Origin of the sequence: Mycobacterium sp. URHD0025, assembly GCF_000426065.1 — a bacterium.
Taxonomy (GTDB): Bacteria; Actinomycetota; Actinomycetes; order Mycobacteriales; family Mycobacteriaceae; genus Mycobacterium.
Genome location: NZ_KE384491.1, coordinates 234,401 through 258,806 on the forward strand (window position 1 = coordinate 234,401; position 24,406 = coordinate 258,806).

General features: G+C 66.4%; 25 protein-coding genes. 12 read left to right on the forward strand and 13 right to left on the reverse strand.

Features of this window, described 5'->3' with window-relative positions:
* A complete protein-coding gene (locus H977_RS0129535) occupies nucleotides 1-1,176 on the reverse strand; it encodes a cytochrome P450 (protein ID WP_036477909.1) in 1,176 nt (391 codons plus the stop codon).
* A gap of 62 nt (nucleotides 1,177-1,238) precedes the next feature.
* The gene (locus H977_RS0129540) at nucleotides 1,239-1,943 is read right to left on the reverse strand and encodes a hypothetical protein (protein ID WP_029111234.1); all 705 of its coding nucleotides are present in this window, start codon (nucleotides 1,941-1,943) and stop codon (nucleotides 1,239-1,241) included.
* Nucleotides 1,944-2,019: 76 nt separating this feature from the next.
* Between H977_RS0129540 and H977_RS0129545 the strand changes: the two genes are divergently transcribed.
* Nucleotides 2,020-2,880, forward strand: coding sequence for an SMP-30/gluconolactonase/LRE family protein (locus H977_RS0129545; protein WP_036477689.1), 861 nt, complete (start codon nucleotides 2,020-2,022; stop codon nucleotides 2,878-2,880).
* A gap of 26 nt (nucleotides 2,881-2,906) precedes the next feature.
* Nucleotides 2,907-3,728: a thioesterase family protein gene (locus H977_RS0129550; protein WP_029111236.1), complete on the forward strand. Its 822-nt coding sequence runs from the start codon at nucleotides 2,907-2,909 to the stop codon at nucleotides 3,726-3,728.
* 27 nt (nucleotides 3,729-3,755) lie between these two features.
* Here the strand turns inward: H977_RS0129550 and H977_RS0129555 are convergent, their stop codons facing one another.
* Together H977_RS0129555 and H977_RS0129560 are read right to left on the reverse strand one after the other, a co-directional pair.
* Nucleotides 3,756-4,952, reverse strand: coding sequence for an alpha-hydroxy acid oxidase (locus H977_RS0129555; RefSeq protein WP_051289211.1), 1,197 nt, complete (start codon nucleotides 4,950-4,952; stop codon nucleotides 3,756-3,758).
* Nucleotides 4,949-5,857, reverse strand: a complete 909-nt coding sequence (locus H977_RS0129560) for a cyclase family protein (protein ID WP_029111238.1) — start codon at nucleotides 5,855-5,857, stop codon at nucleotides 4,949-4,951. The genes H977_RS0129555 and H977_RS0129560 overlap by 4 nt, the downstream gene beginning before the upstream one ends.
* 29 nt (nucleotides 5,858-5,886) lie before the next feature.
* Here H977_RS0129560 and H977_RS0129565 point away from each other — a divergent pair, with 29 nt between their 5' ends.
* Nucleotides 5,887-7,116 (forward strand): cytochrome P450, encoded by a 1,230-nt coding sequence (locus H977_RS0129565; protein WP_081681905.1) that lies wholly within the window; start codon nucleotides 5,887-5,889, stop codon nucleotides 7,114-7,116.
* Nucleotides 7,117-7,138: 22 nt separating this feature from the next.
* Here H977_RS0129565 and H977_RS0129570 read toward each other — a convergent pair whose 3' ends face one another.
* Together H977_RS0129570 and H977_RS0129575 are read right to left on the reverse strand one after the other, a co-directional pair.
* A complete protein-coding gene (locus H977_RS0129570) occupies nucleotides 7,139-7,330 on the reverse strand; it encodes a ferredoxin (RefSeq protein ID WP_029111240.1) in 192 nt (63 codons plus the stop codon).
* Between the two features lie 11 nt (nucleotides 7,331-7,341).
* Nucleotides 7,342-8,598 carry a cytochrome P450 gene (locus H977_RS0129575; protein ID WP_029111241.1) on the reverse strand — a complete coding sequence of 419 codons (1,257 nt, stop codon included), beginning with the start codon at nucleotides 8,596-8,598 and terminating at the stop codon, nucleotides 7,342-7,344.
* Nucleotides 8,599-8,686: 88 nt separating this feature from the next.
* Here H977_RS0129575 and H977_RS0129580 point away from each other — a divergent pair, with 88 nt between their 5' ends.
* Both H977_RS0129580 and H977_RS0129585 read left to right on the forward strand, forming a co-directional pair.
* Nucleotides 8,687-9,223, forward strand: coding sequence for a TetR/AcrR family transcriptional regulator (locus tag H977_RS0129580; RefSeq protein ID WP_029111242.1), 537 nt, complete (start codon nucleotides 8,687-8,689; stop codon nucleotides 9,221-9,223).
* 36 nt (nucleotides 9,224-9,259) lie between these two features.
* Nucleotides 9,260-11,473 carry a glycoside hydrolase family 3 C-terminal domain-containing protein gene (locus H977_RS0129585; RefSeq protein WP_029111243.1) on the forward strand — a complete coding sequence of 738 codons (2,214 nt, stop codon included), beginning with the start codon at nucleotides 9,260-9,262 and terminating at the stop codon, nucleotides 11,471-11,473.
* Here H977_RS0129585 and H977_RS0129590 read toward each other — a convergent pair.
* Complete coding sequence (locus H977_RS0129590; protein WP_029111244.1) at nucleotides 11,454-12,641, reverse strand: CoA transferase; 1,188 nt, start codon at nucleotides 12,639-12,641, stop codon at nucleotides 11,454-11,456. The two genes, H977_RS0129585 and H977_RS0129590, sit on opposite strands and share 20 nt — an antisense overlap.
* Nucleotides 12,642-12,697: 56 nt before the next feature.
* Between H977_RS0129590 and H977_RS0129595 the strand changes: the two genes are divergently transcribed.
* From H977_RS0129595 to H977_RS0129610, 4 genes are all read left to right on the forward strand, one after another.
* Nucleotides 12,698-13,837: a phosphotransferase gene (locus H977_RS0129595; RefSeq protein ID WP_029111245.1), complete on the forward strand. Its 1,140-nt coding sequence runs from the start codon at nucleotides 12,698-12,700 to the stop codon at nucleotides 13,835-13,837.
* 25 nt (nucleotides 13,838-13,862) lie between these two features.
* On the forward strand, nucleotides 13,863-14,438 hold the full coding sequence (locus tag H977_RS0129600) for a TetR/AcrR family transcriptional regulator (protein WP_155946889.1): 576 nt from the start codon (nucleotides 13,863-13,865) through the stop codon (nucleotides 14,436-14,438).
* 137 nt (nucleotides 14,439-14,575) lie between these two features.
* Nucleotides 14,576-16,060: an aldehyde dehydrogenase family protein gene (locus H977_RS0129605; protein WP_029111247.1), complete on the forward strand. Its 1,485-nt coding sequence runs from the start codon at nucleotides 14,576-14,578 to the stop codon at nucleotides 16,058-16,060.
* Complete coding sequence (locus H977_RS0129610) at nucleotides 16,057-16,467, forward strand: nuclear transport factor 2 family protein (RefSeq protein WP_029111248.1); 411 nt, start codon at nucleotides 16,057-16,059, stop codon at nucleotides 16,465-16,467. The genes H977_RS0129605 and H977_RS0129610 overlap by 4 nt, the downstream gene beginning before the upstream one ends.
* 223 nt (nucleotides 16,468-16,690) lie before the next feature.
* Here H977_RS0129610 and rlmN read toward each other — a convergent pair whose 3' ends face one another.
* Nucleotides 16,691-17,782 carry a dual-specificity RNA methyltransferase RlmN gene (gene rlmN, locus H977_RS0129615; protein WP_029111249.1) on the reverse strand — a complete coding sequence of 364 codons (1,092 nt, stop codon included), beginning with the start codon at nucleotides 17,780-17,782 and terminating at the stop codon, nucleotides 16,691-16,693.
* Between the two features lie 13 nt (nucleotides 17,783-17,795).
* Nucleotides 17,796-18,644, reverse strand: coding sequence for a LysR family transcriptional regulator (locus tag H977_RS0129620; protein ID WP_029111250.1), 849 nt, complete (start codon nucleotides 18,642-18,644; stop codon nucleotides 17,796-17,798).
* A gap of 197 nt (nucleotides 18,645-18,841) precedes the next feature.
* Between H977_RS0129620 and H977_RS34210 the strand changes: the two genes are divergently transcribed.
* Complete coding sequence (locus H977_RS34210) at nucleotides 18,842-19,792, forward strand: DMT family transporter (protein WP_051289288.1); 951 nt, start codon at nucleotides 18,842-18,844, stop codon at nucleotides 19,790-19,792.
* Here H977_RS34210 and H977_RS0129635 read toward each other — a convergent pair.
* The 4 genes from H977_RS0129635 to H977_RS0129650 all read right to left on the reverse strand — a co-directional run bounded on the left by H977_RS0129635 (nucleotide 19,703) and on the right by H977_RS0129650 (nucleotide 22,747).
* Nucleotides 19,703-20,557: a phosphatidate cytidylyltransferase gene (locus tag H977_RS0129635; protein WP_029111251.1), complete on the reverse strand. Its 855-nt coding sequence runs from the start codon at nucleotides 20,555-20,557 to the stop codon at nucleotides 19,703-19,705. The two genes, H977_RS34210 and H977_RS0129635, sit on opposite strands and share 90 nt — an antisense overlap.
* Before the next feature lie 23 nt (nucleotides 20,558-20,580).
* Nucleotides 20,581-21,138 (reverse strand): ribosome recycling factor, encoded by a 558-nt coding sequence (gene frr, locus H977_RS0129640; RefSeq protein WP_029111252.1) that lies wholly within the window; start codon nucleotides 21,136-21,138, stop codon nucleotides 20,581-20,583.
* A gap of 22 nt (nucleotides 21,139-21,160) precedes the next feature.
* The gene (gene pyrH / locus H977_RS0129645; protein ID WP_029111253.1) at nucleotides 21,161-21,910 is read right to left on the reverse strand and encodes a UMP kinase; all 750 of its coding nucleotides are present in this window, start codon (nucleotides 21,908-21,910) and stop codon (nucleotides 21,161-21,163) included.
* Nucleotides 21,911-22,054: 144 nt separating this feature from the next.
* Nucleotides 22,055-22,747, reverse strand: a complete 693-nt coding sequence (locus tag H977_RS0129650; protein WP_036477694.1) for a class I SAM-dependent methyltransferase — start codon at nucleotides 22,745-22,747, stop codon at nucleotides 22,055-22,057.
* Nucleotides 22,748-22,783: 36 nt separating this feature from the next.
* Here H977_RS0129650 and H977_RS0129655 point away from each other — a divergent pair, with 36 nt between their 5' ends.
* Together H977_RS0129655 and H977_RS0129660 are read left to right on the forward strand one after the other, a co-directional pair.
* The gene (locus H977_RS0129655) at nucleotides 22,784-23,224 is read left to right on the forward strand and encodes a MarR family winged helix-turn-helix transcriptional regulator (protein ID WP_036477697.1); all 441 of its coding nucleotides are present in this window, start codon (nucleotides 22,784-22,786) and stop codon (nucleotides 23,222-23,224) included.
* A 54-nt stretch (nucleotides 23,225-23,278) separates the two neighbouring features.
* The gene (locus H977_RS0129660; protein WP_029111256.1) at nucleotides 23,279-24,400 is read left to right on the forward strand and encodes a glycerate kinase; all 1,122 of its coding nucleotides are present in this window, start codon (nucleotides 23,279-23,281) and stop codon (nucleotides 24,398-24,400) included.
* Nucleotides 24,401-24,406 lie beyond the last annotated feature (6 nt).

Here is a 24,406-nt window from a genome sequence, read left to right on the forward strand (position 1 = left end):
TCAGACCTCCACCGGAATGTTGTTCCAGCCCCACTGGAAACTCGACGGTGGCCGCAGTGCCGCGGCCTCGTCGATGCGGTAGTCGGGCACACGTTTGAGGAACTCCTGGATCATGATCGTGATCTCCAGCCGGGCCACGTGCACACCGAGACAGAAATGCTGCCCGTGACCGAACGACAGCAGCCGTTCGATGGGCCGGTTCCACACGAATGCGTCAGGATTGTCGTACTCCCGTTCGTCGCGTGCGGCGGAGGCCAGCAGGGTGATGACGCGTTGACCCGGTTCGATCGTGGTGCCGCGCACGGTGTACGGCCGTCGCACGGTCCGGGCGAACCACTGCGCTGGAGCGCTGTACCGGATGATCTCTTCGCGGGCGACGGGCACGTTGCCGTCGAGATCTGAACGTACCGCGGCCAATTGGTCAGGGTGGCGGAGCAGCTCCCACAGACCGGCGGCGGTGATCTTCGGGACGGTTTCCGTACCGCCGATGAAGACACCCAGCATCTGCACGGCGGCTTCCATGTCGCCGAACGCCGAGCCGTCGGGCAACCGGTAATCGATCAGTGCGTCGGCGATCGGCACGCTGCCGTCGTGGCCTTCTGCGCGCCGGCGCTCGATGATCGGGGTGAGGTAGGACAGGTAGCCGGGGCGGGCGTTGCCGACTTCGACCCCTTCCCCGGGCTGCGCGAGACTGCCCGCGTTGACGGTGGCCAGCACTTCCGGCGCCAGATCGACTGGTAAACCTACGAATTCACAGACCATCGCGGCCGCGACGATGCCGCCGTAATCCTGGGTCAGGTCGAAGGTCCCGCGCGGCAGGAGTTCGTCGAGGCGCTCGTTGGCCAGCGTCCTGATCCGATCGGCCAGCTTGGCCGCCGATCGCGGCCGGAACTGTGCCGAGGTGCAGCGCCGCACGTCCTCGTAGATCGGCGAATCGAAGTTGGCGTGGAAGGGCATCGGGTGGAGCGAAGGGTCGGGCACCGCGCCGTCGTTGCGTTGCGCCAGCACGTTCGCGGCGGGCAGCGTGCCCTCGGACGCCACGAAGGTTCCGTCGTTGACCCCGAGCACGTCCCAGATGTCGCCGAACCGGGACAGCGCGTAGGTGTCCCATTTGTCGATGTAGTACACCGGGTACTCGTCGCGCAGGATCCGGTAGTACGGCAGCGGGTCGGCCATCACATCGGGATCGAACGGATCGTAGGTGAAGTCCTGCAGCACAGGTTGATTCACGGCATGACCTACTTCAGCGGCGAGGGTGGCAAGGCCGAGAGGATGGAGTCCTCCCAGCCGTCACGAAGGGCGGGGGCCACGCTCATCCAGGTGACGATCTCCGCGGGCGGGTTGCCCTTCCACGACGGGTAGTGGTTCTCGAAACAATCCCAGTCGTCGTCGAGGGCCCAGTAGTGGATCACCTCGTTGAATCGGAAGGTGGTGATGAAGGAGCCCAGCCAGCGTTTGCCGGTGCTTTCCGACCACGGCACGTACAGCCGCTCCAGTTCCCGAATGTAATCGTCTTGACGCCCGGGTTTGGTCTGCATGATCTCCTGGATCACCAGTCCGGCCCCGAAACTCGCCTCTTTCAGCTGAGCGAGCGTCCTGTTGTACTTGCCCGCGTACATGATTCGGCCCTCGCCACGTGCGCCGAGCTCGGACAGGTATGCCGCCCACTGCAATGCGGGCTTCTCGTGACTGCCACCGGCCGCTTGCGCCTTGCCGATCCGTGCGTAATCGGCGAATGCGTCGATCTCCCAGATGATCGTCACCTGCGGCCAGTGTCCGTTGTAGGGCGTGGTTTCCCAGATCGCGAACAACCGGGCGCCGAGATCCTCCATCATCGGCTGGTAGATCTCACCGAACGTCTCCACGAACCGGTCGGGGCGCCCCGACCCCAGGTCGATGGTCTCGTGCAGATACAGCAGCGTGTGGCCGTAGAACTTCTTCATCTACCGCACTCCGGTGGTTGACAGTGACACCATGCGAGCGTGACACTTGGGGCGTGTTTTGTAAAGGTGCGCGGACATGACGGCAGGAACGGAACAGACCGGGACAACCGAACTGGCGCATGGTTTCTGTTTCGGTGAGGGGCCGCGGTGGTTCGAAGGCCTGCTGTGGTTTTCCGACATGCTGGGCGAGGCCGTACACACGGTCACGTTGTCAGGTTCCATGACCACCCTGCCCGTACCCGGACATGCCCCGTCGGGTTTGGGCTTTCGGCCCGACGGAACCCTGCTCATCGTGTCGACCGAGCGCCGACAGGTGCTGCGCTACGACGGCGACACCGTCGAACTGCTGGTGGACCTCAGCGATCTGGTCCCAGCAGCCCTCGGCGACATGGTGGTGGACGAGCACGGCCGCGCCTATGTCGGATCCCAGGCTCGAACGGGCGGGGTGATCGTGCGTATCGACCCCGATGACCGGGTGACGGTGGTGGCCGAGGATCTCGACTTCCCGAACGGCTTGGTGATCACCCCAGACGGCAGCACCCTGATCGTCGCGGAGTCCACCGCGCGGCGATTGAGCGCCTTCACTATCCGCAACGACGGCAGCCTCACCGACCGGCGGGTGTTCGCTGACGGTCTCGACGGCCCGCCCGACGGTCTCGCCATCGACGCCGAAGGCGGGGTGTGGACGGCACTGACCCTGGCCCAGGAGTTCCAGCGCATCGCCCCGGACGGATCCGGCGTCACGCACCGGATCGGCACCGACGGGCGTACCGCGATCGCGTGTGCACTGGGTGGCGTTGAGGGGCGCACCCTGTTCATGGTCACCACCACCGACGCCTATCCAGAGCGCCTGATCGGCACCAAGTTGTCGCGGGTCGACGCGCTCATCGTGGAAACGCCCGCACCGGGCGATCACGACCTGCTTCACCATCATTGACGACCACCACCACTCGAACGGTAGATATGTCCGACTCTTACTACGAGCTGATCGACGAGAACGACCCGATCGGCGAGAAATTCGCTGCCACCGACATGGCCCGCGGCACCTGGTCGGCTTCCATCCAGCACGGCGCCCCGGTGTCGGCCTTGCTGGTGCGTGCACTGGAACGCTGCGACCACCGCACCGACACCCGGTTGAGCCGGGTGGCCATCGACCTGATGGGCGGGGTGCCGTCGGAGGGCGATCTGTGGGTCCGTGCGCAGCTGGAACGGCCGGGCAAGCAGATCGAACTGGTCAGCGCCGAAATGCTGGCCCCCGGGCCAGATGGAGCAGCCCGGACAGTGGCACGGGCCAGCGGATGGCGGATGTTGCAACTGGACACCAGCGCGATCGCGCACACCGGCGTCGAGCCACTGCCGCCGCTGGAGCGCGCGCGCAGCCGCGACATGGCCAAGAACTGGGAGCCCAACTACGTGCACAGCGTGGACTGGCGCTGGCTGACAGTGCCCCAGTCGCCCGGCCCGGGTGAATCCTGGCTCAAACCGACGGTCGACGTGGTCAAGGGTGAATCGATGACGCCGCTTCAGCGGCTGTTCGCGGTGGCCGACGACGCCAACGGCATCGGTTCCAAGATCGACATCCGCAAGTGGACATTCCTCAACACCGACCTGGTGGTGCACATTCACCGGGTGCCCGATGGGGAGTGGATCGGCATTCGCGCCGACACCAACTACGGGCCCGATGGCATCGGCACCACGGTCGGGACATTGTTCGACCAGACGGGCGCTGTCGGCGCGATCCAGCAGTCGGTACTGGTGCGGCCCCGCCCACCCAAGAATTCCTAGCGCGAGCAGACGTAAAACTGCCCTTTTTCAAGGGTTTTCGGGCAGTTTTGTGTCTGCTCGGCGGATATGCGCGGGGCTCAGGTCGGCCACACTCGCCACTCCCATCAGGGTGAGCGTCGAGCGGATCTCTGCGGCCAGGATATCGAGCACCGCGCCCACACCGGTGCCACCCGCCACGGCCAGGCCGTAGATGTAGGGCCGGCCGATCATGACCGCGTCGGCACCGAGGGCCAGCGCGGTGACCACATCGCTGCCGCATCGCACGCCGCTGTCCAGGAACACGGTGGCGCGCCCGCCGATCGCGTCGGCGATGTCGGGCAACGCATCCAACGAAGCCATCGCGCCATTGAGTTGGCGCCCACCGTGATTGGACACCACCACCCCGGTAGCTCCCACATCGTCGACCGCGCGCACCGCATCCTCGGGTTCCAGCACGCCCTTGACCACGAACGGGCCGTCCCACCGCTCGCGTAAAGCGGCCACGTCGGGCCAGCTCAGATCGGGCCGGATCCGGCGGTTCTGGATGCCGACGGACTCCACGGCGCCCTTGGCCCCCGCGGCGTGGGTCAGGCTGCGCATCGTCATCCGCTGATGTCGCAGCAGCCCGTACCACCACCGCGGGCGGATGGCGGCATCGGCGATGCGCCGCGGAGTCAGGATCGGCGGATACCCCATACCGGTGCGCCGCTCCCCGGTGCGGTTTCCCTGCACCGGGACATCGACGGTCACCACCAAGGTCCGATAACCCGCATCACGGGACCGGCTGAGTATGGAGTCGGAGAACGGACCGTCGCCCCATGGATAGAGCTGGAACCAGTGGTCGGCCGAGGTGCCCGCCGCGACTTCTTCGATCGAGTACGACGACGCCGTGGACAACGTCAACCGGGTCCCGGCGCGTTCGGCTGCCTGCGCGGCTGCCAACTCACCGGACCAATGGGCGAGGCCGGTGAGCCCGGTAGGCGCCAGGATCACCGGCAGCTCAAGATTCTGTCCGTCGATCGTGACGCACAGGTCCGGGCTGGAATGTCCCGCCAGAACCCGTTGCCGCACCATCCAATTCGTGAAGGCGGCACGGTTTGCGCGTAGCGTGCGCTCATCTTCGGCCCCGCCGTCGAGATAGGCCCACACCATCGCGGGCAGCGCCCGGCGCGCCGCGCGCCGGTAGTCGTCGACACTCACCAGCGGAGCCCGGGTACGCAGACGGTACTGAAACGCCGAACTCATTTGATCGCGATTGGCGTGACCGGTGAACCCACGGCATTGCTGATGTGCAACGGCGGCGCCACGAACATGAAACTCCACACCCCGTCACCCGCGCACTCGGCGGCCAGGGCATCGAGGTCGAGGATCTCGGCCAGCGGCATGCCCATGTCGCGGATCAGGATGCAGTGCAGCGGCAGCGTCTCCCCTGACTCGCTGGGGATCACCTCGATGGCCCAGTTGTCACTGCCCACCGCTGCCACGCCGCGGTCACGCAGCCAGCGCGCGCAATCGATGCCAAGACCCGGCTCGGTGGACATCCAGTCCTCGCGTCCCTGCGCCAACAGCCGAGCCCGCCAGCCCGTACGCACCAAGAGGAAATCCGCCTCCCCGACGGTCACGCCTTGTTCCCGTTCGGCGGCCTCGAGGTCGGCCGGCGTGATGGGTGTGCCGCCTTCGAGCCAGCTCACCCCATGCAGCCGGGCGATATCCAGCAGCACGCCGCGGCCGGCGATCCGGTCGGTGAAGGCGTCGACGGCCAGCTGACGGGCGCCGGCCCGGGTGCGGACCTCGTCCGTGGAGTACCCGTTGTAGAGCTTGTCGTCGTAGGCCACGTGCGATAGCGCGTCCCACTGGGTGCCGGACTGCAGCGGCATGATGATCCAGTCGTCAGCGACCTGCAATCCGTGCGGTTCCCAGTCCCCGGGCTGCATCGACATCAGGTGGACGGGGTTGAGGCGACCGCCGATACCGCTTTGCGGTCCATCCTTTCCGACCGGGATACTGAGCTGAAACACCTTGCCCGTCCGCACCTCGCGCGCCGCGGCCCGCACGTGACGGGGCTCGACGAGGTTGAGGGTACCGATCTGGTCGTCGGGCCCCCATCGGCCCCAGTTGGACAGTTCGCGGCCCAGGTCCTTGAAACTCACGCTTTACAGAATTGCACAAAATTGTCAACATGACAGCCATGGCCGCCACCCATTTCCCGCTGCTGTCGTTCGACACCACCGACGCGGCCTTCGTCGCCGACCCGTGGGCGCGCTACCGCGAGATCCGGGAACTGGGCGGCGTGGTCTTCAACGAGCGGATAAACCGATGGATGGTCGGCGAATTCGACCTCGCCAAGGAGATCCTCAGCGCACCTTCACGGTTCGGCTCCGAACGCGGCCAGATCGAACACGCGGCGGTGTTCGGCGGGCCGACGATGGAGTTCTACGACGGCCCGCACCATGACCGGATCAGAGCGATCTGGTCGAGTGATTTCCGGCCGAGGACCTTGGCGCGGCTGCGGCCGGTGATCACCGACATCGTGCGGTCCAGGATGTTGCCGGTCGCCGCCAGACTGCGCGACGGCGAGACCGTCGAGGTGGTCTCCGAACTCACCCGCGGCATCCCGACCGAGGTGATCGCGCACATGCTCGGAGTCGAGCCGGAGATGGTCGGCCAGTTCACGGCGTGGAGTGACGCGATGGGCGCCTCCGCGGAGGGCTACAGCATGCCCGGCGAGCACGGCGCCGAGTTGATCGCCGCCGGGAAACACGCGACAGCTCAATTGAATTCCTACATTCGCGAGCAGTTGCCCCGCCGTGGCTGCCCCGCCGAAGACAACTGGGATCTGATCGGGACCATGGTCGGCCACCAGTATGCGTGTGAGCACATGACCGAGCAGGAAATCGTTGCCAGCAATACGCAATTGGTGTTCGCCGGCAACGAGACCACCGCCAAGCTTCTCGCACAGATCGTGGCGACACTGGCCGTCCACCCGGATCAGCGCCGCCTTCTGCACGCCGATCGCACCTTGGCCCTCGACACAGTCGAAGAGGTCCACCGCCTGGAAACGGTGACGCACTCCATCTTCCGCGACGTGGTGGGCCAGTCTGCCACCGTCGGAAACGCAGTGCTCGGCAGTGGCGAGCGCATCACCCTCTTACTGGGAGCGGCCAACCGCGATCCACGACGCTGGGAGCGCCCCGACGAACTCGACATCACCCGCCGCAAGTTGTCGCATCTGGGATTCGCCTTCGGTCTGCACAGTTGCCTCGGGATGAATCTGGCCCGCCTGGAGGCCCAGATCTTTGTCGAGGAGTTGGTCGAGGAGGTCCGCGACTGGCAGCTGGCCGGTCCCTTGGACTATGGCACCAACTACACAGTGCGCGGCCCAAGCCGGGTGCTGGTGGCCCTGGACTGAAACCCGGTCAGCACAGGGTGGTTCAGCCCTGCAGCCGCAACGCCCCGGCCGGGCACTGAGTTACCGCCGTCTGCAACCGTTCTCGATCATTCTCCGGGTGATCGTCACCGTGAATGTGCACCATGCCCCCGTCGGAAACCTCGAACACGTCCTCGGCGATCGATTCACAGATGCCGTGCCCGGTGCACTTGCCGAGATCGACTTCGACACGCATCGTGTACCGATCTACGCGATGCGCGTCGGGACGCGCTTGATGCCGTGCACGAAGCTGCTGTAGAGCATTTCGGGCTCGCCGAATTCGACGGTCTTGAGCCGGGTCAGCAATTCGCGGAACAGGTGTCGTAGCTCGGTCTTGGCCAGCTGGTTGCCCAGGCAGAAATGTGGCCCGCCGCCGCCGAACCCGACCTGCGGGTTGGGTGACCGGCTCAGATCGAACCGCTGCGGCTCGGTGAACACCGATTCGTCCCGGTTGCCCGAGCAGTAGAACAAACCCACCTTGTCGCCGGCGGCGATCTGCTGGCCGGCCAGCTCGACATCTTCGGTGGCATGGCGGGCGAACTGGATCACCGGGGTGGCCCACCGCACGAACTCCTCGGTGGCCAAGCCGATCCGGTTGTCAAAATCTTCCAGCAGCCAATCCTTTTGATCAGGATTGGCCGCCAAGGCCATCATCGCGTGGGTGGTGGTCTGCTTGGTGGTGTCGTTGCCGGCCGAGGCCAGCAGGATGAGGAAGGCCCCGATCTCCTCGTCGGTCAGCCGGTGACCGTCGACCTCGGCGTTGACGATGCTGGTCATCAAGTCGTCACCGGGATTGGCGCGCCGGAACTTGGCCAGCTCCACGCCCGTGTTCGAGATCAGCATGATCTCGTTGATGGTGGCCATCGCGCGTTCTTCGAGCGACGAGTACTCGTCGTCGCTCATGCTGAACAACTTCTCGGCGGCCTTGGCCAGAGCCGGCTGATCTGCGGTCGGCACGCCGAGCATGTCGGAGATGGTCCGCATCGGCAGCTGCGCCGAACATGCCTCGACGAAGTCGACGTCCCCGGCACCGATCAGGTCGTCGACGACAGCGACCGCGTTTGCGTGGATCTGCTCCTCGATCCGTCGCACGTTGCGTGGGGTGAACGCCGAACTGATCAGGCGCCGGTAGGTGGTGTGCTCGGGAGGATCCATCATGAGAAAGAAGGTCGCGAATTTCTGTACGTCGGCCGGCATCGGATCCAGCGCCACGCCCTTGGTGGAGGTGAACAGCTCAGGATGCTGGCTCACGAATTGGATGTCGGCGCGCCGGGTCACCGCCCAGAACCCGGGCTCCTCGACGTCGAAGAGTGTCGGCAGCGGCTGGTGCCAACTCAGGCCGTCACCGGACCGCAACTGCGCGAACGTCTCGTCACGTTCGGCAAAGGGCCGACTCCAGAAGTCGTGCGACGTGATGTCGAATGGGCTGTACTCGCGCGCCTGCGGTGAGCTGGCAACTGTCACTGGGATTCCCTCCTGCACGGGCGTCCGACGACGATGTCGCGCCACGAATTAGCGTGACAGTTGGCCAATAATTTGTAAAGCTGTGGGCATGGCGGAAATATCGTCGACGGACGACGACAGCAGCACCCGAGCACGGATCCTGGCTGCCACCGCCGAGGTCCTCGGGGCCAACGGGATGACGAAACTCAGCCTGTCCGAGGTCGCCCTGCAGGCCGGGGTTTCCCGGCCCACGCTCTACCGCTGGTTCGGCTCCAAACAGGAGTTGCTCGACGCGTTCGTGGTGTGGGAGCGAAAGACCTACGAACAGGCTGTGGCGCAGGCGTCGGCCGATCTGCCAGAGAACGAACATCTGGACGCGGCGCTGCGTACGGTCGTCGAATATCAGCAGTCCTATCCGGGTCTGCGGATGGTCGACATCGAACCCGAACACGTCATCAAACGACTCACCCAGGTGATCCCGCTGATGCGGGAACGCCTGCAACGCCTGACAAACGGACCGGATGCCGACGTCGCCGCGGCCACCGCGGTGCGGGTGGCGGTCTGCCACTACCTGGTGCGCAGCGATGACGCCGACGATTTTCTCGCCCAGCTCCGTCATGCTGCCAGGGCCAAGAACCAGCATTGACCAGGGATTTATCCGCGCGACGCTACCCTGGGCTCGGTGACCGAATCAGCTGACTCCAACGCCGGGCTCGGCCTGGCCGAACAGGCCGCGCTGGGCAGCGGCGCGAGCTTCTGGACCACCAAGGCCGTCGGACCCGTGCCGGCAATCGTGCTGACCGACGGCCCGCACGGTGTGCGCAGGCAATCCGGCAGCGCCACAGATCATCTGGGCCTGTCCGGAAGTGAACCGGCCACCTGTTTTCCGCCCGCGGTGGGCCTCAGCCAGACCTGGGACCCCGATCTGGTCGAACGCATCGGTCAGGCACTGGGCGACGAAAGCCGTGCACTCGGTGTCCATGTGCTGCTGGGCCCCGGCGTCAACATCAAGCGCGATCCACGCTGCGGGCGCAACTTCGAGTACTACTCGGAGGATCCACTGCTGTCGGGGACGCTGGGCGCCGCGTGGGTGCGCGGGGTGCAGAGCCGAGGTGTCGGCGCATCGGTCAAACACTTCGCGGCCAACAACGCCGAACACGACCGCATGCGCGCCAGTTCCGACGTCGATCTCCGAACGCTGCGCGAAATCTATCTGCGAACCTTCGAGATCGTGGTGCGCCAGGCCCGGCCGTGGACGGTGATGTGTTCCTACAACCGGATCAACGGGGTCTACGCCTCGGAGAACGCCTGGCTCCTGACCACGGTGCTGCGCGACGAATGGGGTTTCGACGGCGTGGTGGTCAGCGACTGGGGCGCGGTGGCGGACCGGGTGGCCGCCGTGGCCGCGGGCCTGGATCTGGAGATGCCGGCCACCGGCGGCGTCTCCGACACCGAGGTGGTGGACGCGGTACGTTCGGGCGCCCTGGACGCCGATATCGTCGAGCGCGCCGCGGCCCGCGTGAGCCGCCTGGCTTCGAAGGCCACTGAAACAGTAAGCACAGCGGCATCTTTCGATGTCGATGCACATCACATGCTGGCGCGCGAGGCCGCGCAGCGGGCGGTCGTGTTGCTGAAGAACGAGGGCGATCTGCTCCCGTTGACGCCGTCACCGCTGGCGGTCATCGGCGGATTCGCCCAAGAGCCTAGATACCAAGGTGGTGGAAGCTCTCATGTGAATCCGACCCGTCTCGACATTCCCCTGGACGAAATCCGGAGGCTGGCAGGCGATCACGCGGTGACCTACTGCCCGGAAACCGACGTCGCCGCCGCGGTCACCGCCGCCGAATCCGCCGGTGCCGCAATCGTATTCCTGGGTCTCACCGCCGAAGCGGAATCCGAGGGTTACGACCGCGACCATATCGACCTGCCCGCCGCCCAGATCGAACTTCTGCGCGCCGTGGTCGGGGCCCAGCCGCGCACCGTGGTGGTGCTGGCCCATGGCGGCGTGGTGCGGCTGGACGCTGTCGCGGGACTGGCCCCGGCCATCGTCGACGGAGCGCTGCTCGGACAAGCCGGAGGCGGCGCACTGGCCGACGTGCTGTTCGGAATCGTGAACCCGTCGGGCCGGCTGACCGAGACGGTGCCTGTCCGGCTGCAGGATTCCCCGGCGTATCTCAACTTTCCGTCCGAAGCGGGCCATACCGTCTACGGCGAACGGATATTCGTGGGCTACCGCTGGTACGACGCCCGGGACATGCCGGTGACCTTCCCGTTCGGACACGGCTTGTCCTACACCCGGTTCGACTACTCCGGCCTTGAGGTGGCCGACACCGGCGACGGGCTGTCCGTGCGCCTGGCCGTGACCAACATCGGAACCCGGACGGGTCGTGAGGTGGTGCAGGTCTACGCCGGGCTGCCCGGTTCCGCTGTCGGCAGGCCGGTCCGATGGTTGGCCGGCTTCACTTCGGTCACGCTCGCACCGGGCGAGCGACGTGCCGTCGAGATTCCGGTCGGCCGAACAGATCTCGCGTATTGGAGCATCGATGCCGAGCGCTGGGTGGTCGAATCCGGCGAGTATCTGGTGTCGGTCGGCGCGTCGAGCCGCGACCTGCGGTTGAGTGCGTCGGTGACAGTGGAGGGTGACGAGCCGATGCGGCCGTTCACCCGCGAATCAACCCTGGGTGAGCTGCTCGCCGACCCGGTAGCCGCACAAACGATCGCGACGGTGCTGAGCAGCGCTTCCCCGTTCGGCACGGACGATTCCGCACTCGGCATGAACCTGCTGCGGATGCTGGAATCCGTACCGATCGGGCGGTTGGCCGGATTCTCGGCGGGCAAGGTCACAGTTGAGCAGCTCGACGAACTGCTCGCGGGCATCAACGCTCAGCGACCCTGACCGCCTGCAGCTCGGCAAGAATTTCGTCGGTGTGCGCGCCGAGTGCCGGGGCGACCATGCGCGGTTGCCATGGGGTGTCGGAGAAGTCCGCCGGGCTGGCCACCATCGGTACGGTCGAAATCCCATCGGGGACTTCGACGATGCCGCCCGCCGCATGGAACTGTTCGTCGGCGATGACGTCGTCGAGGCTGTTGATCGGTGACCAGAAGAAATCGGGTTCCTCGTCGAAGCGGGCAGCCCAGTGATCCATCGGATGGCCCGCGAAGATGGCGTCCAGATCGCTGATCAACCTGCGGGCGTTGATGTATCGGTCCCGCGCCGTGGCGAAACGCTCGTCGGTCAGCCACTCTTTGCGATCCACCACCCGACACAGCGCGGGCCAGTGCCGGTCGGTTTGCAGTCCGACGATCCAGAACCGCTTCCCGTCACCTGCGGTGTAGTTGTTCATGCAGGGGTTGGCCATCGCCTCGCGCTGTCCGATCGCGATCTGCTGACCACTCATCAGCAGCGTGTTGAGGTCGAAGCTGACAGTGTAGGCGCCCTGGCGGTAGAGTGAGGTGCTGACCAATTGACCTGTGCCCGTGCGATTTCGGGCCAGCAGCGCGGCGCACACCGCTGCGGCCAGCGTCATTCCCGCGGAGTGGTCCCCCATGCCGCCGCGCTGGAACGGTGGGGTGTCCCCCGGGCGGGTGAGCAGGTCGGCCAAGCCCGCGCGGGCCCAGAAAGCGGCGACATCGTAGGCCGCCCGGTCGGCCTCGGGTCCGGTCAATCCGTATCCGGTGACAAGTCCGTACACCAGGCGTGGATTGCGCGCTGCGACGGTGTCGAAGTCGAGTTGCAGCCGCCGCAACGCGGCAGGCCGCACGTTTGTCAGGAAAACGTCCGCGCTGGAAAGTAATTCGCCTGCGATGTCACGCCCCTGGGCGGTACCGAGGTCGAGCACGATGCTTCGTTTGGACCGGTTGTCCATCTCGAAAGGCGGATTGGCCGCCACACCCAGGTCCGGATCCAGGCCGAGCATCCGCCCGAACGTTCTCGCCGGGTCGCCCGACGGCGGCTCGATCTTGACGACGTCCGCGCCCCAGTCGGCCAAGATTGCTCCGGCGGCCGGGGCGGCCACCCACACACCCAACTCGATGACCCGAAACCCCTCCAACGGACCCGCCATCGCCGTTCCTTTCCGAAAACGCTTTACAATTTGCCGCGCATTTGTAAACTTGGCGAATGCTTACACCGGCCCGCCGTCTCGTCCCTGTCGCCGGTCTGGCCGGACATATCGGCCACGGCGTGCAACGTATCGCAACCGATGCGGTCATCGGGCGCATGCGGGCACTGCCACGCCGGATCGCCGACCTGGATCCGGCATACCTGTCGGAACTGACCGGACGCAGGGTCGAATCGGTGTCGGTCATCGGCGGCGATGCGGGTACGTCGTCGCGCGCCCGGCTGGCGCTGACAGGTTCCGGGGTGCCCGAATCGGTGTTCGTGAAGATGCCGGCCGAAACCGCGGCCACGCGCATGATGGGCGAGCTCGGCAGGCTGGGCCACACCGAGGTTCGTTTCTACCAACAGCTGGCCGGCGGGCTGCCCGGAGTTCCGCGTGCCTACGGCGCGGCCTTCGACGGCCTCACCGGGCGGTACGTGGTGGTGCTGGAGGACCTGGCGTCGAGTCCCTGCGAATTCCCCGACACCCTGCACCCACTGGACAAGGACCGAGCGGCACAGACCGTCGAGCTGCTGGCCCGCGTGCATGCGGCGTTCTGGAATCGGCTGCCGGCGCGCAGCGGCAGCGGGCCGCTCGGATGGCTCTACTCGGCATCGGGTGACCACACCTCGCTGATGACCGGCGCACTGCTCAAGCTCGCGACCAAGCGACTCGCCGAGACCACCGACATCCCCGTGGCCGACGGCCGGTTCATCGATGAGAACTATCGGGCGGCGGCCCAACTCCTCGACCGTCCGCCGCACACCGTGATGCACGGTGACGCGCACCCGGGCAATTTGTTCTTCCGCGACGGTGCGGCCGGACTGCTCGACTGGCAGGCCGTACGCCGCGGCCATCCCGGCCGTGAGCTGGCGTACACCCTCGCCACCTGCATGACCACGCTCGACCGGCAAGCCGCCGAACGTGACCTGCTCGACGAGTACCGCCGCGCGCTGGCCGCGGCGGGCGGTCCGACGCTGGATCGCGACGACCTGTGGGAGCGGTACCGGCTGGGCGCGATCTACGCGTACGCCGCCCCGGTGATCACTGCCGGCCTCGGCGGGATGCAGGACGAAGGCATCGCTCTGGAAGGCGCCAGGCGGGGTGTGGCAGCTTTGGCCGACCTGGAGACTGTGGCAATACTCAAGAAGTTGCTCTGATGGTCCTACCATTTGGTGAACCACCATGAACCAAGGCCTGGACGTGAATGAACCTGTACCCGCGCAGCGGGACGTATCAGTCGAAGACACCTCGACGCGACACCGGATACTCGTCGCGACGGCCGAGGTGCTGGCCCGCAGCGGCCAGACCAAGCTGAGCCTTTCGGAAGTGGCGCTGCAGGCGGGTGTCTCCCGCCCCACGCTGTACCGCTGGTTCGCCGACAAGCAGGAACTTCTCGACGCGTTCGGCACCTACGAGCGCGAGATGTTCGACCATGGCATGAGCCGCGCCACCGTCGGCCTTCGGGGCACCGAGAAGCTCGACGCCGCACTGCGTTTCATCGTGCAATATCAGCAGTCGTATTCCGGTGTCCGGCTGGTCGACATCGAACCCGAAGTGGTGATCGCCCAGCTGGCCAACGTCATACCACTGATGCGGGCGCGGCTGCTCAAACTCTTGTCGGGCGCCAACGCCCCGGTAAAGGCTGCCACCGCGATCCGGGTCGCGGTCTCGCACTACATCGTGCGCAGCGATGACGGCGATCAGTTCCTCGCGCAGCTGCGCCACGCCGTCGGCATCAAACAGCCCGACGCGAACTGACCGGTCTTGTGCATTGGCCCTTGGGCACCTCCACTCCGTCGTCCTGAGCGAGACTCTACGATCGCAGAGACTTGCCGATCGGTCAACCGTTTCTCCAAAGGGGTGACACGAGACGCAATTTTTGTAAAGCTGTCGGTATGACTCAGGTGCAGAGCGACACCGGCGTGCTCGCCGGTGACGAACGGATGCTCATCGACGGTGAGCTCCAATACACCGGCAGCGGTGCGAAATTCGACGTGATCCATCCGGCCAGCGAGCAGGTGGCCGGCCAGGCGACCGATGGCACGGTGGCCGACGTCGAGCGTGCGGTGGCCGCTGCCCGGCGTGCCTTCGACGAAACGGACTGGAGCCGTGACGTCGAATTCCGTTACCACTGCCTGATGCAGCTGCACGATGCGCTGGAGGCCGAGAAGGAGCGGCTGCGGCGGGTGCTGGTCACCGAGGTCGGCTGTCCGATCACCGTCACCGGCTCGCAGATCGAGGATCCGATCGGCGAGGTCAAGCACTGGGCAGAGCACGGTAGGAATTTCGAGTACGTCGTCGACAACGGGGTGCACCAAACCCAGCTGGGGCCGGCGCGGCGCAAGATCGCCTACGAGCCCGTCGGCGTGGTCGGGGCGATCACCCCCTGGAACGTGCCGTTCTACCTCAACATCGCCGAGACGGTTCCGGCGCTGATGGCGGGCAACACGGTGGTGCTCAAGCCGGCGCAGCTCACGCCGTGGTCGGGGACCGAGTTGGGCCGCATCGTCGCCGAGCACACCGACATCCCGGCCGGCGTGTTCAACGTCGTCGTATCCAATGCCAATGAGGTGGGCGCCGCCCTGTCCGCCGACCCGCGGGTCGACATGATCACCTTCACCGGGTCGACGGCCACGGGGCGCGCCATCCTGGCCGCCGGCGCGTCCACCGTCAAGAAGACCATGCTCGAGCTGGGCGGCAAGTCTGCCCACATCGTCCTCGACGACGCCGACTTCAACTCGGCGTTGCCCATCGCGGCGATGATGGCCTGCGTCATGAGCGGGCAGTCATGCATCCTGCCGAGCCGGATCCTGCTCCCCCGCAGCCGCTACGACGAGGGCGTAGAGATGCTCAAGGGCGCGATGGAGAACTTCCCGGTCGGCGACCCGTGGACCCCGGGCATCATGCAGGGTCCGCAGATCAGCCAGACCCAGCGCGAAAAGGTCCTCGGGCTGATCAAATCCGGCATCGACTCGGGTGCAAGGCTGGTCACCGGCGGCGGCGTTCCGGAGAACCTGCCCACGGGCTACTACACCCAGCCCACGCTGCTGGCCGACGTCGACCCCGATTCGCAGGTGGCCCAGGAGGAGATCTTCGGACCGGTGCTGACGGTCACGCCGTACGACTCCGACGACGAGGCGGTCGCCATCGCCAACAACTCCATCTACGGCCTGTCCGGGGAGGTTTCGTCCGGCGACGTGGACCGCGCGTTCGCGATCGCGCGGCGTATCCGGACCGGCAACGTCACGATCAACAGCCGCAGCCACTTCGGCATCAACAGCCCGTTCGGCGGCTCCAAGCAGAGCGGACTGGGACGGCGCAACGGCGAGGAAGGTTTCAAGGAGTACTTCGAGTCCAAGACCATCGGCATGCCCGGGTGAGTCGACATTCCGATATCGCAGCCCTGCTGTACCGATACGCCCGGGCAGTCGACTCCAAGGACTGGGAGCTGTACCGGTCGGTGTTCACCGAGGACGCCCAGATCGACTACTCGTCGGCGGGCGCCGTCGTGGGCAGCCGCGACGACGTCGTCGACTGGTTCGCCGCGAACTTCGGTGTCATCCCGTGGAGCATGCACTACATCACCAACGTCGAGATCCTCGAGAGCGACGGCGACAACGCGACCGTGCGCGCGATGTTCTACAACCCCATGCAGTTACCGGGCATGACGGAGATGAGCGCGTGCGGCGGGTACTACCACCACGAACTGGTGCGCACGCCCGACGGCTGGCGCAGTCGCAGCCTGCGCGAGGAAAACCTCTGGTTCACCAACCCGCCGACCACGTGACGGCTCCTCGCCGAGATTGAACTCAGGGACCATATCCGCGTCGGAATCGTCCCTGCGTTCAATCTCGGGAGAGTCGGGGGCGGGCGGAGTCCACCAAAGCCCATCGATCCTGCAACTATGGCGACAAAACGCGAGTAGAGGGCGCCGTACCCGCAGAGTCAACGCAGAGACACTAGCCCTCGGTGCTGAATTGAGGGCTCAGCCCTCGTGCTGAATTGAGGGCTCAGCCCTCGGCGGCCAACTGGCCGCATGCCGCGGCGATCTCACGCCCCCGGGTATCGCGCACTGTGCACGACACGCCCTTGGCCTGAACACGTTTGACGAACTCCCGTTCGACGGGTTTGGGACTGGCGTCCCACTTGCTACCCGGTGTGGGGTTGAGCGGGATGAGGTTCACGTGCACCAGCGGCCCCAGCTTGCTGTGTAGCTTCTTGCCCAAAAGGTCTGCGCGCCAAGGCTGGTCGTTGATATCGCGGATCAGCGCGTACTCGATGGACACCCGCCGGCCCGTGACGTCGGCGTAGTAGCGCGCGGCGTCGAGAACTTCGTCGACACTCCACCGGTTGTTCACCGGCACCAACGTGTCGCGCAGTTCATCGTCGGGAGTGTGCAACGACACGGCCAGCGTGACACCGAGACGCTCGTCGGCCAGTTTCCGGATCGCCGGCGCCAACCCCACCGTCGACACCGTCACCGATCGCGCACTGATCCCGAACCCGTTGGGCGGCGGCGCGATGATCCGCTTCACGGCGGCCAGCACCCGGTTGTAGTTGGCCAGCGGCTCGCCCATGCCCATGAACACGATGTTCGACAGCCGCCCGTCATGTTCCAAACGCATGGCCGAGGAGGCCGCCCGGACCTGCTCGAGGATCTCGGCGGTGGACAGATTGCGTTGCAGGCCGCCCTGTCCGGTCGCGCAGAACGGACAGGCCATGCCGCAGCCGGCCTGCGAGGAGATGCACACGGTGTTGCGCTGCGGGTAACGCATGAGGACGGACTCGAAGGTCGTGCCGTCGCCCGCGCGCCACAGCGTCTTGCGGGTCTCCCCCGCGTCGCACTGGATTTCCCGTGCCGGCGTGATCAATGTCGGGAACAGCGCGTCGGCCACCTGATCGCGCACGGCCGCGGGCAGGTCGGTCATCTGCTGCGGGTCGGCGATCAGCCGGCCGTAGTACTGATTGGCCAGCTGTTTGGCCCGGAATTTCGGCAATCCCAGCTCGGCGACCGCGGCGGAACGGCCGTCCTCGTCGAGGTCGGCAAGGTGCCGCGGCGGCATGCCGCGTCGGGGTGCTTCGAAGACCAATTCCTGCTTCATGTCTTTTCCAGTATCAGGCTTGTGCGGCGAGAACGTCGTGAACTGTCTGCTCGACGGTGTTCAGTACCTCGGCGTCCACTCCGGCGCGACCGCGGACGAACACCGATGCGCGGCTGGCCGGGGGCAGCCCCTCGGCCAGACACAGCCCGTCGGGAAGTCGGCCGATCATCGGCAGCAGCGCGACGCCCAGGCCAGAGCGCACCGCTGCGAACAGGCCGGCCAGGTTCGCGGATTCGGCGGCGATGCGGTAGTCGATCCCGCACCGGTCGAGCGTGGCGAATGTGGGTTCGCGCAGCGTGCAGGGTTCGGAGAACATCACCACCGGCAATGGCTGGTTCACCGCAGCGAACGTGCGGCCCGAAACCCACTTCAGCGCAACCGTTCCGGAGGCGTGAGCGGGATCCAGTCCGGAACCGTCGAGCATCACGGCAAGATCGACCAGCCCGTGTTCGATGGCCTCGGCGAGCGTGACATTGCGGTCGAGACGAAACCGTAGACGCCAGTTGGGCAACCGCTCGCCCAGCGCCGCGGTGAGGGCGGGCAACATGACATCGGCGCCGTGTTCGGTGGCGCCGATCAGCAGCACCTGCTCCTCGGCCGCACCGAGATCGGCCAGCGCCGCGTCGTGCGCGGCGAGGATTGCCCGAGCGTGACCGAGAACGCGATGCCCAAGTTCGGTGAACGCCACACCGCGTCCGGACCGTTCGACGACGGGACCCCCCGCGACGGCCTCGATACGCCGTACGTGCTGACTGACCGCGGACTGAGTCATGTGCAACACCGCCGCTGCGCGGTGAAACCCGCCACAGTCCGCCACCGCGACCAGGCTGCGCAGCGGTGCGATGTCCAGCACCTGTCCCATGCCGCAAAGGTACTCCGATCAGTGCTTACGATCAAAAACGAGGAAGTTAGTGGTATTCGCCGTGTTATTCCTGGTAATTGATCAGCATCAGCGATCGATCGCGATTGGCGATAATCGTTGGACCGGCGGCACGGGGCTCAACCACCATGGGCATCATGGCGACCACTGCGCTGCGCACGCGAGGGGCAATTCAGCCGATGCCGACGAGCACGGCGACGACCGTGACGTTCTTCTACGCCCTCGGGTACCCGATCGGAAACCTGGCCGTGCACGCCCTCTCCCCGATGGCGGTACTGGCTGTTCGGTTCGGGCTCGCGGGGCTGGTCCTCGGCGCCTGGGCAGGCGTGGCCCGGGTCGGCTTCCCCACCGGCCGCAAGCTTTTCCACGTCGCCGTGGCGGGTCTGCTCATGCAGGCCGTGCAGTTCTGCGCGCTCTACCTCGCGATCGAGCATGGGGCACCGGCGGTGTTGTGCGCGGTTGTCATAGCGATGAATCCGGTTGCGACCGCACTGCTGGCCGCGATGTTCTTGCGCGACCGGTTGACGCCACGGCGTGTGGTCGCCTTGGTGCTCGGGGTGGCCGCCGTGCTGGCAGCGTGCGCGACGCGACTGATCGGCTCGGGCGGGATCGACCCGGTGGTCGGATTGCTTCTGGTGGCATTGCTCGGACTGGCGGCAGGCGGTGTTTACCAGCAACGGTTCTGCTCAGACGTCGACTTTCGGGCCTCGACCTCCGTGCAGAACGCGGTCGCATTCGTGCCGGCGTTGGCGCTCGCGCTCAGCACGCCGGTCGAGGTGCATGACGCCACCAAAGCAGTGCTGGCGGTGACCGGCGTGGTACTGCTCAACGCCATACTCGGGGTGTCGCTGTACGTGCGGGCCATCAATCTGCACGGCGCTTCGGCGGTCGCGATGTTGTTCTGCGTGATCCCCGCGGTCGCGGGGGTGCTGTCCTGGTTGATGCTCGGGGAACGGATGGACATCGGCATCGCCGCCGGTCTGGTCCTGGGCGCGATGGCGTGCTGGCTGAACGCATCCGGCGCGCGCGGTCAACGCGGCCTACGCCAGCAGCGTCAGGACGATCCAGCCGACGACGGCCGAGGGCAGCATCGCGTCGATACGGTCCATGATCCCGCCGTGACCGGGTAGCAGCGTGCCCATGTCCTTGATGGCGAGGTCGCGCTTGATCTGTGATTCGACGAGGTCGCCGAGCACGCCGGTGATGACCAGAAGCAAGCCGAGCGGCGCGCCCACCCACGCGGGCTTGTCGAGCAGGAATGCGACCGAGAGGACCGCCGCGGCGATGCCGAACACCAGCGAACCGCCGAGACCCTCCCAGGACTTCTTGGGGCTGATCGCCGGGGCCAGCAGGTGCTTGCCGAACAGGACGCCCGCGACATAACCGCCGATGTCGGCGAAGACCACCGTCACGATGATGGTGAAAACCCGGGCACCGCCGTGGTCGGCGAAGATGAGCAGGGCGGTGAAGGCGGCGAACATCGGCACCCACGTGGCCAGCAGAACCGTGGCGGCGATGTCGCGCAGGTAATTGACCGGTTGTTGATTCAGACCCTGGCCGACCAGACGCCACACCATGCAGACGACGATCGTCCCGCCGTACGCGCCCAGCAGCCCGACCGCTCCGAAAGGCCAGGTCAGCCAGATCATCGCCTGGCCGCCGAGCAGCAACGGCACGGCGGGCAGCACATATCCGTGCTCACGCAGCCGCCGGATCACCTCGTGGGTGGCGATGGCGATGGCCACCGCGAGCAACGGCAGCCACCATATCGGCGCGAACAGGAGGGTGCCGATCGCCATGGCGCCGAGAACGACGCCGACGGCGATGGCGGCCGGAAGGTTACGGCCGGCCCGGGACTGCTTCTTCTTCGGTTCTCCGACCGGTGTCTTTGCCACGAAAGGTACTTGCTGATCGGCCACTAGACCTCCAGCAGTTCGCCTTCCTTGTGCTTGACCAGCTCGTCGATCTGGCTGGTGTAGGTGTGGGTGGACTTGTCGAGGTCCTTCTCCGCGCGCCCGACCTCGTCCTCGCCGGCCTCGCCGTCCTTCTTGATACGGCTGAGCTCTTCCATCGCCTTACGGCGGATGTTGCGCACCGAAACCTTGGCGTCCTCGCCCTTTGATTTGGCCTGTTTGACCAGCTCGCGGCGGCGTTCCTCGGTGAGCTGCGGAATGGAGATACGGATGATGCTGCCATCGTTGGTCGGGTTGACCCCGAGGTCGGAGTGGCGGATCGCGTCCTCGATCGGCTTGAGCTGGGCCGCCTCGTAGGGCTTGATGACGACCATGCGCGCCTCGGGGACGTTGATGCTCGCCATCTGCGTGATCGGCGTCATCGCCCCGTAGTAGTCGATGTTGATACGGGAGAACATGCCCGGATTGGCCCGGCCGGTCCGAATGGTGGCCAGGTCGTCACGGGCCACACTTACGGCCTTTTCCATCTTCTCTTCGGCGTCGAAGAGAGTTTCGTCGATCACGTCGGCTTCTCCCGTTTCCCGTTCAGGTGGTGACCAGTGTTCCGATCTTCTCACCCGCCACCGCGCGGGCGATATTGCCTTCGGTGAGCAGGTTGAAGACCAGCATCGGCATCCCGTTGTCCATGCACAAACTGAAGGCGGTGGCGTCGGCCACGCGCAGGCCGCGATCGATGACCTCGCGATGGCTTACCTCGGTGAGCAGCTCGGCGGTCGGGTCCTCCCGCGGGTCGGCGGTGTAGACACCGTCGACGGCCTTGGCCATCAGCACAACGTCGGCCCCGATTTCCAGGGCCCGCTGCGCGGCGGTGGTGTCGGTGGAGAAGTACGGGAGGCCCATGCCTGCCCCGAAGATGACGACGCGACCTTTTTCCAGGTGACGCACGGCGCGCAGCGGGATGTACGGCTCGGCCACCTGGCCCATGGTGATGGCGGTCTGCACGCGGGTGTCGATGCCTTCCTTCTGCAGGAAGTCCTGCAGCGCAAGGCTGTTCATCACAGTTCCGAGCATGCCCATGTAGTCGCTGCGCGTGCGTTCCATGCCGCGCTGTTGCAGTTGGGCGCCGCGGAAGAAGTTGCCGCCGCCGATCACGACCGCGACCTGGACGCCGCTGCGCACCACTGCGGCGATCTGGCGGGCCACCTGGTGCACGACATCGGGGTCGAGGCCGACCTGGCCACCGCCGAACATCTCTCCGCCAAGCTTCAGCAGAACCCTTGTATAGAAGGGACGAATGGGTGCTGCGCCCTCGCCGGCGATATTCGGATCCGCCATCGGTCTCCTCGGCACTCCTCGCATGTAGAGAGCCACCCGGGTTCACCCTGGACGGCCTCTCCATCCTGCCCTATGGCGGGCAGCACACCTAGCTCGGGGAGCGTTCGCGGACCGAGTGTCGCCGGCGGGCGCGCCGGCCTGCACCTACCCCAGGTGTGCCTGAAGCAGCCAGGCCGCCATCGACTTGCGGCCGTTGGCCTCGTCGCGGAGGTCCGCACCGGCGAAGCCGGCAAAGTTGGCGAATTCCGGTGGCACGTGGGCGTGGATACGGGCCGGGCGGACCTCATCGATCACCCAGTACTTGCCGACGACCTCCCGCAATTCGTCCTCGCTGACCGGGTTTGCAGGCCCGGTGTCGCCCATCGCCCCCTTGTCGAACACCAGCACGAAGTACGAGGCGCCGGGCGCCGCGGCCCGCACGATCGACCGCTGGTAGCCGTCACGAAGTTCCACCGGCATGGAGTGGAACAACGTTGAATCGACGATGGTCCCGAAGCGGCCGTCATAACCGGTGAACGCGCTGATGTCGGCAACCTCGAAGCTGGCGTTCTCCAGCCCCCGCTTTGCGGCCTCGGCCCGGGCCAGCTCGATGGCGGTGGCCGACTGGTCGAGCCCGACCGTGGTGAATCCTTGCTCGGCCAGATAGAGCGCCGTGGCGGCTTCACCACAGCCGGCATCGAGCACGTCGCCGTGGAACTTGCCTTCGGCGATGAGTGCCGCGATCTCCGGCTGCGGTTCGCCGATGCTCCACGGCGGGCGCGCCCCGGCGAACTCGGGAGCCTCACCGCGGTAAGCCGATTCGAACATTGCGTCTGACATCTCGCTTGGTGTGGTCATGCGTCCGGTATATCAACCTGGTTGATATGTGTCAATATGCTTGATATGAATTCCGACCTGGCGAGCGGCCTCGAGGAGCAGCCCCTCGGATACCTGATCTACCGCGTGGTTGCGGTGCTGCAGCCGAAGGTCACCATGCAGCTGCAACCGCTCGGACTCACGCTGCCGGAATTCGTCTGCCTGCGAATACTGTCCATGGCCCCCGGTCAGTCCAACGCCGAACTCGCCCGCCACACCAACGTCTCACCGCAGGCGATGAACAACGTGGTGCGCGGATTGCAGGAGCGCGGTGCGGTTCGCAGACCCGCCACCGTCGATTCGGGACGAGCACTTCCGGCCGAACTGACCGCCGAAGGAGCCGAGTTGCTCAAACGGGCCGAAGTGGCGGTCCTCGCCTCTGAGGATGAGGTCCTCGACCGACTCGACTCGGGCCAGCGGCGCGAACTCAAGCGACTCCTGGCCCAAGCCGTGATCTGAGGGACTCGCTCCGCCGCGCCCCGTGGCGCCGCAGTCGGTAGTGTCCCAGTTCCGATGAAGATCGTTCTGGCCCCGGACTCTTTCAAGGAGTCGATGACCGCGTCGCGCGCGGTGGCAGCGATGCGCGACGGTGTCCGGTCGGTCCTGCCCGGTGCCGAGTGCATCGGCGTGCCGATGGCCGACGGTGGCGAAGGGACGGTGGACGCCGTCGTCGACGCGCTCGGCGGCGACCGCATCACGGTCGACGTCAGCGATCCGCTGGGCCGGCCCGCACGCGCCACATACGGCTACGTCCCCGGGCGCCGCCTGGCCGTGATCGAGATGGCCGGCGCCTCCGGTCTGGAGCTGGTGGCCCCTGCGGATCGGGATATTCTGCGCGCCAGCACATTCGGCGTCGGGCAGCTGATCACCTCGGCTCTGGATCACGGTGCGGCCGAGTTGCTGATCGGGATCGGCGGTTCGGCGACGAACGACGGCGGGGCCGGTATGCTCGCCGGTCTCGGTGTGGTGTTCACCGATGGCGACGGTGCCGCACTGCCACCCGGCGGCGCCGCACTCGCCCGGTTGCAGCACATCGACGTCTCGGGTTTGGACCCCCGGCTGGCCGATGTCAATGTCCGGATCGCCTCCGACGTGAGCGCACCGCTGCTCGGAAACGCCGGCGCCAGTGCGGTTTTCGGCCCGCAAAAGGGAGCTACGCCGGCAGATGTCGAGGTGCTCGACGCCGCGCTGGCCCGGTTGGTGGAGGTGACCCGCGCCGCGCTCGGCCACGCCCTGCCCGACCGCCCGGGTGCCGGCGCTGCCGGCGGACTGGGCTTCGGCCTGATGGAATTCCTTGCGGCCGAATGCGCTCCGGGTGTCGAAGTGGTCGCCCAGACTGTGGGCTTGGAGCAGTCGCTGGCCGGTGCGGACTGGGTGTTCACCGGTGAAGGCAGTGTCGACGCCCAGACCATGTTGGGCAAGACACCGTTCGGTGTCGCCCAGCTGGCCGCACATGCCGGTGCACGGGTGGTGATCTTCGCGGGCCGCGTGGCGGCCGACGCGGACGTATTGCTGGCCAACGGAGTCGAGAAACTGGTCCCCATCACCGCGCCGGGCACCCCACTGGAACAGGCTTTGCGTGACGGCCCGGCCGCGTTGACGAGTGCGGCCGCCGAAGTCTGCCGCGCCTTGTAGCGCGGA

Coding starts and splice junctions, on each gene's coding strand:
- H977_RS0129535 (WP_036477909.1), bottom strand. CDS start 1,176: ATGGCCGACCCGCTGCCGTACTACCGGATCCTGCGCGACGAGTACCCG.
- H977_RS0129540 (WP_029111234.1), bottom strand. CDS start 1,943: ATGAAGAAGTTCTACGGCCACACGCTGCTGTATCTGCACGAGACCATC.
- H977_RS0129545 (WP_036477689.1), top strand. CDS start 2,020: ATGACGGCAGGAACGGAACAGACCGGGACAACCGAACTGGCGCATGGT.
- H977_RS0129550 (WP_029111236.1), top strand. CDS start 2,907: ATGTCCGACTCTTACTACGAGCTGATCGACGAGAACGACCCGATCGGC.
- H977_RS0129555 (WP_051289211.1), bottom strand. CDS start 4,952: ATGAGTTCGGCGTTTCAGTACCGTCTGCGTACCCGGGCTCCGCTGGTG.
- H977_RS0129565 (WP_081681905.1), top strand. CDS start 5,887: ATGACAGCCATGGCCGCCACCCATTTCCCGCTGCTGTCGTTCGACACC.
- H977_RS0129570 (WP_029111240.1), bottom strand. CDS start 7,330: ATGCGTGTCGAAGTCGATCTCGGCAAGTGCACCGGGCACGGCATCTGT.
- H977_RS0129580 (WP_029111242.1), top strand. CDS start 8,687: ATGGCGGAAATATCGTCGACGGACGACGACAGCAGCACCCGAGCACGG.
- H977_RS0129590 (WP_029111244.1), bottom strand. CDS start 12,641: ATGGCGGGTCCGTTGGAGGGGTTTCGGGTCATCGAGTTGGGTGTGTGG.
- H977_RS0129595 (WP_029111245.1), top strand. CDS start 12,698: ATGCTTACACCGGCCCGCCGTCTCGTCCCTGTCGCCGGTCTGGCCGGA.
- H977_RS0129600 (WP_155946889.1), top strand. CDS start 13,863: ATGAACCAAGGCCTGGACGTGAATGAACCTGTACCCGCGCAGCGGGAC.
- H977_RS0129605 (WP_029111247.1), top strand. CDS start 14,576: ATGACTCAGGTGCAGAGCGACACCGGCGTGCTCGCCGGTGACGAACGG.
- rlmN (WP_029111249.1), bottom strand. CDS start 17,782: ATGAAGCAGGAATTGGTCTTCGAAGCACCCCGACGCGGCATGCCGCCG.
- H977_RS0129620 (WP_029111250.1), bottom strand. CDS start 18,644: ATGGGACAGGTGCTGGACATCGCACCGCTGCGCAGCCTGGTCGCGGTG.
- H977_RS34210 (WP_051289288.1), top strand. CDS start 18,842: ATGCCGACGAGCACGGCGACGACCGTGACGTTCTTCTACGCCCTCGGG.
- pyrH (WP_029111253.1), bottom strand. CDS start 21,910: ATGGCGGATCCGAATATCGCCGGCGAGGGCGCAGCACCCATTCGTCCC.
- H977_RS0129650 (WP_036477694.1), bottom strand. CDS start 22,747: ATGACCACACCAAGCGAGATGTCAGACGCAATGTTCGAATCGGCTTAC.
- H977_RS0129655 (WP_036477697.1), top strand. CDS start 22,784: ATGCTTGATATGAATTCCGACCTGGCGAGCGGCCTCGAGGAGCAGCCC.
- H977_RS0129660 (WP_029111256.1), top strand. CDS start 23,279: ATGAAGATCGTTCTGGCCCCGGACTCTTTCAAGGAGTCGATGACCGCG.